8 protein-coding genes and 4 tRNA genes are annotated in these 8,642 nt (G+C 34.1%); 3 read left to right on the top strand and 9 right to left on the bottom strand.

The window, feature by feature from the left end:
- Positions 1 to 137: 137 nt before the first annotated feature.
- From CJF42_RS23965 to murB, 7 genes are all read right to left on the bottom strand, one after another.
- Positions 138 to 213 (bottom strand) — tRNA-Thr (locus CJF42_RS23965).
- 12 nt (positions 214 to 225) lie between these two features.
- A tRNA-Gly gene (locus tag CJF42_RS23960) sits at positions 226 to 300 on the bottom strand.
- A gap of 45 nt (positions 301 to 345) precedes the next feature.
- Positions 346 to 430: transfer RNA gene (locus CJF42_RS23955), tRNA-Tyr, on the bottom strand.
- Positions 431 to 491: 61 nt separating this feature from the next.
- Positions 492 to 567, bottom strand: a tRNA-Thr gene (locus CJF42_RS23950).
- Positions 568 to 709: 142 nt separating this feature from the next.
- Entirely contained in the window at positions 710 to 1,426 is a 717-nt protein-coding gene (locus tag CJF42_RS23945; RefSeq protein ID WP_095369055.1) for a type III pantothenate kinase, read from the bottom strand.
- A gap of 4 nt (positions 1,427 to 1,430) precedes the next feature.
- Entirely contained in the window at positions 1,431 to 2,441 is a 1,011-nt protein-coding gene (birA, locus tag CJF42_RS23940) for a bifunctional biotin--[acetyl-CoA-carboxylase] ligase/biotin operon repressor BirA (protein WP_095369054.1), read from the bottom strand.
- Positions 2,442 to 2,443: 2 nt separating this feature from the next.
- A complete protein-coding gene (murB, locus tag CJF42_RS23935; protein WP_286203526.1) occupies positions 2,444 to 3,490 on the bottom strand; it encodes a UDP-N-acetylmuramate dehydrogenase in 1,047 nt (348 codons plus the stop codon).
- A 140-nt stretch (positions 3,491 to 3,630) separates the two neighbouring features.
- Here murB and CJF42_RS23930 point away from each other — a divergent pair, with 140 nt between their 5' ends.
- On the top strand, positions 3,631 to 5,451 hold the full coding sequence (locus CJF42_RS23930) for a M1 family metallopeptidase (protein ID WP_502694815.1): 1,821 nt from the start codon (positions 3,631 to 3,633) through the stop codon (positions 5,449 to 5,451).
- A gap of 287 nt (positions 5,452 to 5,738) precedes the next feature.
- Here CJF42_RS23930 and CJF42_RS27810 read toward each other — a convergent pair whose 3' ends face one another.
- A complete protein-coding gene (locus CJF42_RS27810) occupies positions 5,739 to 5,906 on the bottom strand; it encodes a hypothetical protein (RefSeq protein WP_170940745.1) in 168 nt (55 codons plus the stop codon).
- A 324-nt stretch (positions 5,907 to 6,230) separates the two neighbouring features.
- Between CJF42_RS27810 and CJF42_RS23925 the strand changes: the two genes are divergently transcribed.
- Together CJF42_RS23925 and CJF42_RS23920 are read left to right on the top strand one after the other, a co-directional pair.
- Entirely contained in the window at positions 6,231 to 6,602 is a 372-nt protein-coding gene (locus CJF42_RS23925; RefSeq protein WP_095369052.1) for a histidine triad nucleotide-binding protein, read from the top strand.
- Between the two features lie 156 nt (positions 6,603 to 6,758).
- Positions 6,759 to 7,415 (top strand): helix-turn-helix transcriptional regulator, encoded by a 657-nt coding sequence (locus CJF42_RS23920; RefSeq protein ID WP_095369051.1) that lies wholly within the window; start codon positions 6,759 to 6,761, stop codon positions 7,413 to 7,415.
- 430 nt (positions 7,416 to 7,845) lie between these two features.
- Here the strand turns inward: CJF42_RS23920 and CJF42_RS23915 are convergent, their stop codons facing one another.
- Positions 7,846 to 8,289: a helix-turn-helix domain-containing protein gene (locus tag CJF42_RS23915; RefSeq protein ID WP_502694814.1), complete on the bottom strand. Its 444-nt coding sequence runs from the start codon at positions 8,287 to 8,289 to the stop codon at positions 7,846 to 7,848.
- Positions 8,290 to 8,642 lie beyond the last annotated feature (353 nt).

Raw genomic sequence — 8,642 nt, 5'->3', positions numbered from 1 at the left:
CGTTCAAACTTTTCTTTTGCCATGACGGAACCTATCTGTATTATAGAAATGATTTATTAAAAGCTAATTATAAACAAGCTTAATTAATTTTTGAAATATAAAGACAAATAAAAGGAAGTTTTTTTAGGTTTGGTGACTGGTGCTGATAGGCAGATTTGAACTGCCGACCTCACCCTTACCAAGGGTGCGCTCTACCAACTGAGCTATATCAGCAACACCAGAACTTGGAGCGGGCAGCGGGAATCGAACCCGCATCATCAGCTTGGAAGGCTGAGGTAATAGCCATTATACGATGCCCGCGATACAAACCTGTATGAAGCGACCTAATAACAGTCGTGATAAAAGTGGTGGAGGGAGGTGGATTCGAACCACCGAAGGCTGAGCCGTCAGATTTACAATCTGATCCCTTTGGCCACTCGGGAACCCCTCCACAAAACTGTTCATTATCTATCTTCTAGCCTAGAAGAAAGCAACACTTAAAGTGTTTTGAATGGTGCCGACTAACCGAGTCGAACGGTTGACCTACTGATTACAAGTCAGTTGCTCTACCAGCTGAGCTAAGTCGGCACACCGTACTTTTGTTAAGCAGCATTCTGCTTGAGTACGGGGCAGGATTCTAGAGCAAGGTTCTTAATGATGCAACCCTTTAATTAAAATAATTTTAATTTTTCGATCGTTTGTCCAATCTTTAGTCAAAAACAGGCAGAAATTAAAGTTTAATTTCATTTTGATACCAAATAAGCAAACCTTTAAAGATTAGATCATTACAATAAATCGCTTTCTGATTTGACTGAAATTGCATTTTTTCTTTTAAAAATGCACCATTGCCCCCTGCAAAAACTAATAAAGGATCTTTATTTAATAATGATATAGCATATTGAATCGCGCCAATAGTCGAAACTAAACAACCATTTTTAAGTGCCGCGGGTGTATCTGTGCCCAACTCAGCTTTAAAAGGTTTCTTATCATCACCAAATACCTTTTCAGCTCTAGCAGCAATAGAGTCCACCATTAAATTTAAACCCGGTAAAATCCAACCTCCTAAGTGTTGTTTTTTATGATTAATAATATCTAATGTCGTGGCAGTTCCCGAATCAATAATAATGATATCTTGATTTGCCAAAGTGAATTCATTTGCACAGGATAATATAACTAACCAACGATCAATACCTAATGTCTGATAATTTTCATAACCACACATAACACCAATACACTCTTTTTCTACGCTAGCTTTATATGTTGGAATGTTTTTACACTCTGCAATTCCTAATAAGTTGATCAATTGATTTGTTGTTGCCACATGAGAATAAATAACACAGCTTATATGGGACCAATCTAATGAATGGAATGAACAAAGAGAAATTTGTGTGCCATCAAATAAAGCTGTTTTTAATGCTGTATTACCAACATCGATTAATAATATCATTGCTTTAATGAACCTTTCGTAAAGATATCTCTCCGCCAAAATAGCTTTTCACTTCACCATCTTGTCGAATTCTAATACCACCTTGTGCATCTATCCCTTTACAAATGCCTTGCCAATTACGTTTTCCAATTGCTAATGTCACTAACTGGTCTTGAAACGCATGTAACTGATTCCACTCTTTATGCATGATCAATAAACCGGTTTGACGATATTCTTCTAATCTTATTTCCAAGCAATGAGTTAATTGAGCGACTAATTTATTTTTATCAATACCATCATTTGGGTTTAATAAGAAAAGATCTGTCCATGGCTGATCTATTTGCTCACTATAGTTTTCTGGCATTTTAATATTTAAGCCTATGCCAATAACTAATTTACATGGACCTTGCGGTTGCCCATCTAATTCAACCAAAACACCAGCTAATTTTTTATTATTAACCAAGATGTCATTTGGCCATTTTAATTGTACTTCAATACCATATAGTATTTTTAAGGTATCATAAACAGCCAAACCAACCACAATACTTAATCCCATTGCGGCCTGTAGTCCATCATCCAATAACCAATAATAGCTATAATATAAATTAGCACCAAAAGGTGATTGCCAAGTACGCCCTCTTCGCCCACGGCCTGCAGTCTGCATCTGAGCAACAATAACAGTACCTGAGTTTAGAGGTTCATTGTTTTGTATTCGCCTCATGAATTCACTATTTGTAGAATCAATCACAGGGTGAACTTCTAATTTACTTTCTTTAGATGCTAAGTCCAAATAATGATCTGATATGTGTTTGCTGTTAAGCAAATCAAGTTCATTACTCAAACGATAGCCTTTCCCTGATACTTTAAATATATCTAGACCCATTTGTTGTAATGATTGCATATGTTTTGCTACAGCAGCGCGACTGATATTTAATTTATCACCTAAAACTTGACCCGATATAAACTTCCCTTTTGTCGCCTGCGCTTGCTCTAAATAATTTAAAATCATTAATTTATTACCTTGTGGTGCCTTCATAATTATCCTTTAAAACATGAGTGATTCAAGGTTATTTTACACTCACCATCAGTATCAATAATTCTAACTTCGTGCTCCAGATCAACAGAAAATTTATCTTTAATAGTTTGTTGAATAGACAATATCATGTTTGTGATATCTTCACCTGTACTATTACCATGATTTAATAATACCAATGCTTGCTTAGGATTTACCTCTATACCCGCAATTCTAAAACCTTTAAAGTTAGCTTGTTCTATTAACCAACCAGCGGCTAATTTAAATGCTTTTATATTCTGAGAATTTAAGCCAACTGGGTAATGTGGTATTTTTGGGTACTCTTTTATTATTTTTTGTAATTTAGGCTCTAAAATTATTGGATTTTTAAAAAAACTTCCTGCATTAGGTATTTTTTTAGGGTCGGGAAGTTTCTCCTCTCTGATGGCAACTACTTGATGAAAAATTTTTTTAGCATCTTCTTTATTATTTCCAGTGAGTAATATTTTTTTTAATGGTCCATAGCTTAACTCCGCTCGCCAAGATTTTTTAAATTTAAAGCCGACTTCTGTAATTACAAACTTTTGCTTTAACTGGCCTTTAAATATAGATTCTCTATAAGAAAACTCACATTGCTCATTAGATAAAGTATAAAAGCGCTTTTGATTGATATTATAGCCTTTCACATACTCTATTAACTGTTTCACTTCTACGCCATAAGCACCTATATTCTGTACAGGTGTCGCACCAACTGAACCAGGAATTAATGCTAAGTTCTCTAATCCTAATATACCATCAGCTAATGTTGAACAAACTAACTCATGCCAATTCTCACCTGCCGCTACATTTAAATATATAAATTCATCATCTTGCGTTTTTTCTATTCCCTTATTTCTCATAGAAATAACTAAACCAGAATAATCATTTAAAAAAACTGTATTACTCCCTTCACCGAGAATCATAAAAGGAATATTAAAATCAACCTCAGTTAATTGTTCGGCTTTTGATATTTCAATTATATCTCGTGCCATAACAGGTAAAGCAAAAGTGTGGCGTGATTGAAGTGGTAGCAATAGAAAATCTCTTTTTATGCTAATTATAATAGCAATATCTTACCGTAAACTATAAAGCATGGTATATAAGAGATTAAATACATAACATAAACATTTTCGTTCAAGGGTTATACATGAAATTTAATAACATTGCCTACGCGATGGCACTCTCTTCAACTTTGTCCCTAAGTGGTACAGCCATAGCAGGTCAAGATCAACATAGTTACGCTAATTTAGAGCAAGTTGTCACAACTCATGTTCATTTAGATCTTGATATAAATTTTGACAAAAAGGCACTTGAAGGATTTGTTGAGCATACTCTTAGTTGGCAGGATCAAAAAAGTAAGCAACTAATTCTTGATACTCGAGATCTTGAAATTGATAAAATTATGTACAAGACACAAAATGGTGTTTGGCATAAAGCAAGTTATAAACTAGCAAAAAGAGATCGCGTTAAAGGTTCTAAACTTACGATAAACTTAAATAGCCAAGCAAAAAAGGTAAGAATCTACTATAACAGCTTACCAATCGCTTCTGGCTTGCAATGGTTAACACCAGTACAAACTGCAAGTAAAACCCAACCTTTTATGTATAGCCAATCTCAAGCTATCCATGCTCGTAGTTGGATCCCTATTCAAGATACGCCTTCAATGAGAGTGACGTATTCAGCTCGCATCCAAACACCTGAAGACATTCGCGCAGTTATGAGTGCAGATAATTCAGATGTAAAAATTAAAGACGGTGATTACCGCTTTAATATGCCGCAAGCAATTTCTCCATACTTAATTGCTATTGGTGCAGGTAATTTAGAATATAAAGAAATGTCACACCAAACTGCTATTTATGCAGAACCAACTATCTTAGATGCTTCTATTGCAGAATTCAGTGATACGCAAGTTATGATAGATAAGACTAACCTGATGTATGGGGAGTATGCTTGGGGTCGTTATGATTTATTAATGCTTCCGCCTAGTTTTCCATTTGGTGGCATGGAAAACCCAAGGCTATCTTTCATCACGCCTACAGTTGTCGCTGGTGATAAAAGTTTAGTCTCTTTAATTGCTCACGAACTTGCGCACTCTTGGTCAGGTAATTTGGTTACCAATGCGACTTGGGAAGATTTGTGGTTAAATGAAGGTTTTACCTCTTATGTTGAAAATCGCATCATGGAAGAGGTTTTTGGTAAAGATCGTGCAATTATGGAGCAGTCATTAGAAGTAGCTCGTTTAAAAGAACAATTAGAAAAAATTGATGCAGCAGATACAATTTTAAATTTAAAACTTAATGGTCGCGATCCAGACGATGCATTTTCGAGTGTACCTTACATTAAAGGACAGCTATTTTTGCTTTATCTAGAACAAAAATTTGGTCGTGAAAAGTTTGATGTTTTTGTAAAACAATACTTTGCTAACTATTCATTTAAATCTCTTAATACTGCTGAGTTTGTGGATTACTTAAATGAAAATTTAATAAATAAATTTCCTGGGATAGTATCATCAGACAAAGTGAACGAATGGATTTATCAACCTGGTCTGCCGGCAGATGCACCAAACCCAACATCTAATGTATTTAAAGTTGTAGATATAAACCTGCAAGCTTGGTTAAATGGCTCGACAAAGCTGGATTCGTTAGGGAGCGAACAGTGGACAGTTCATGAATGGCTTCATTTTATCAACAACTTACCTCGCGACATTTCAATTAATAGCATGAAAAAAATTGATGCCGCATTTAACTTAACACAAACAACTAATGCTGAAATCGCTTTTGCTTGGTTTATGTTAGCTGTGGGTAATGGCTATCAAGAAGTACAGCCAGCATTAGATAAACATTTAACAGGAATAGGTCGTAGAAAGTTAATTGTTCCACTATATAAAGCATTAGTGAAACATAATAAAAAAGATTGGGCTAATAAAATATATCAAAATGCTCGCTCTGGCTACCACCCATTAGCTCAAGGTACTATAGACGCATTATTTAAATAATAGCGCCTTAATTAAACTTAAATAGAAAGGGTACCAGTTGCCCTTGTATAAACTTCCATCAAAAGGTTTTGGTTCAACAACCTCATGAACATCATAATCAAGGTAAAATAAAACTTTTAATCTTTAGTTTATCAACTCTTTTTTCAATTCAATCTCATCTACTTTAAAAAATAATGAATGCTAAATTTTTTGAATTTACCTGCAATGGAATAATCTCACAAGTAATACCAATACGAGTAAGTGAGTGATCAAATTTTAATAAGGATAAATTTTCAAGAACAAGGAGCTTAATTGAGTAATAGCAGGCTATTAGGATTGAAAGCAAGGATGTTATTGGAATATTTATACCCAAGCCACTTCAAGATGTGAGGTTCAGGACTGCTGAGCAATTCATGATCTAGGCGCATCTTTGCATTAATGGTTACTCCCTTAAAAAAAGATGGAACAACGAGCATGATTTGCTCAGAAGTCCCTGTAAGGTTGGTTTATAAATACTTTATGCAGCGTTATTGATTTTGAAAAGGGAATAACCATGTTCTTCAATCAATGCCTAGCCTAAAGTATTTCTACTTCCAACTGAATCCTGCATCTTGAAGTGGTTTGGGTATAGTTCAGTTAAATTGAGTAATTATTTATTCGTATTGGTATAAACCAAACTTAAGCAGCAGGAACCAGGAATGAGATTATAAGAGTAAATAACGCATATAAGTCAAATCCATTCATAGACAAGCGAAAGTAAAGTGACATAATTAAGCCATAAAATACTCAGGAATAAAACCATGACTCAAGAAACATTGTTTACCAAAATAATAAATAGAGAAATCCCTGCTGATATTGTTTATGAAGATGAACTGACTTTAGCTTTTAAAGATATTAACCCTCAAGCACCATTTCATGTATTGATTATACCAAAAAAAGCAATTGCAACGATCAATGATATAAAGGCAGAAGATACAGAGCTAATTGGCCAACTATACCTGGTGGCTGCAAAATTAGCGAAACAGGAAGGTTTTTTTGACTCAGGTTATCGCGTGGTGATGAACTGTAATGAAGATGGCGGTCAAACAGTTTTTCATATTCATTTACATATGCTTGCAGGTAAAGAGATGGGCTGGCCACCATACTCTAATAATACAAAAGTATTAATTTAAGTATATATTTAAATAAAAGCCGAAAAAGAAACCCTAAAGTAGTATTTTTCAAATAAAAACCAATACTAAAGGTGTTATTCCTATGCTAAAATTATACTAATTTAAAATTTAGACATCTATTTTAAGCTAAAAATCTAATAGGTAAGGATAATAAACATGAAAAGTACTGCTTTTATTTTACAAGAATCAAACCCAATTAATAATATTGGCTTAGATGTATTAGCCCCTTTATTAAAAACACAAGGGTTAGATGTCAAAAGCAGCACAAATACATCTGATATACCCACTAACACCCGCTTATTATTTATTGAAACGGGTGAAGACAATACATGGGAAAAATTACAAAAAAAAGTTTCTGAACTTACTTTTGAGTGTGATATCGTTTTATTCAATATAGGCCTAAATAATGAATTTGCTAACCGCGCACTATTAAGTGGTATACGAGGCGTGTTTTATGCCAACGATAATACAGATGTATTAATGAAAGGTATTAGATTGCTACTTGAAAACCAACTTTGGTATCGAAGGGAGATCATGTGTAATGCGTTAACGCGATTATTGCATTTTAATAAAGAAACAATAGCAAAGTTTACAGATGCCCCGGTAGAACCTGTAAGCCTAACTAAACGCGAAAGAGCTATCATTTCTTTAATGAGCACAGGCAGTAAAAATAAAGAAATTGCCGACACTTTAGATATCAGTCCTCATACTGTAAAAACTCACTTATATAGTGCATTTAGAAAGACAAAATGTCGCAATAGAATTGAATTATTATCATGGGCCCAACACAACATCCCAAATGAATTAAGATAGGAATTACAAATCACGGGTTATCATTTTTTTAAATATCAAACAAACACCAATATGTAAAAAACCCAACTCATTAAATTGGGCTTTTTACTTTTATTATCTGTCTTGTCCTAATACCATTCACAGTAATTTTATGATCTAATTTGAATTTAAATGTCTAGCACATAGTATTTTATCCGAGTTTTTAGTGCCGAAACCTCAAAATTTCAGACTTTCCATATACAAACAATCCGTGTATTAAAACACGCTATCAAATTGTTTCTTTATTTTTGTAAACTAAAAATCGTACAAAAGTCGCCAATCAAACAGGTGTTAGCCGTCGTTTAGTTAATGAGTGGGTCTCAGCATATTTACCGGGAGGGAGGGAGCTTTGGATATTAAAAAACAAACAGGCCGACTTAATAATACCAATCTGCATTAAGTTTTCCCCACCTTAATCCACTCGTTTAACGTCACTGATAAATGCGTTCCATGCATCTGAGCAAGCATTGAGAATGTCATCATATCCTTGAAAACATCTGCTCGCTAAATGATGTTGACTCAACCAACTCCATACTTGTTCTATTGGATTCAATTCAAGTGAATATGGTGGTAACTTTATGATGGTTAAATTAGTTTTAATATAAGATTGAATACTCTCACCTGTTAACCGTCCCCCAACCTCTGAATGGCTTTGAGTTTTTATATATATGCTTAACGCTTTCTTTTCCTGCTCTTTTAGGAAGCTAGGACTGCCTGTAGGCTTTTTACTCTCAAGAGCAGTTATCTCTTTACTAAGATAATTAGCAACCCAAGTATTAACAATTAGTCTGCTAATATTGAGTATTCGGGCAATTCCAGCTCTATTTTTACCAGACTTAAAATGTGAAATGGCCAATCAACGTAGCCTCATTCGATGATTTTTTTAGTTTGTTGGAAAGGGCTTTTAATTATTGTTGGCTATGTGTATTCAATATCATTTTATTGTTGGTTAGTAAAAACAATATTAGATCACATATTTATACTAATTGTTATACATTGTCTTGCAATCGGAGAGGGTCCATATTTCGTATAAGAACGAAATAGTTAAATCTATAGGGCTGAGAAGTTGGACAAATCTGATCACTTATTAAATGTGAATGATATTATCATTAATTGCATGGGCAATATCTATCAAAAATTTATTCTTAAAAATGCTGCGGAATGTCGGTTCAATTGGTATTACTAAACTTAAAACGACAAAACGCAAAA

It is taken from the genome of Pseudoalteromonas sp. NBT06-2, assembly GCF_002276045.1.
Lineage (GTDB): Bacteria > Pseudomonadota > Gammaproteobacteria > Enterobacterales > Alteromonadaceae > Pseudoalteromonas.
The sequence above is the reverse complement of the archived record's forward strand: the minus strand, read 5'-3'. Positions and strand labels throughout refer to the sequence as shown.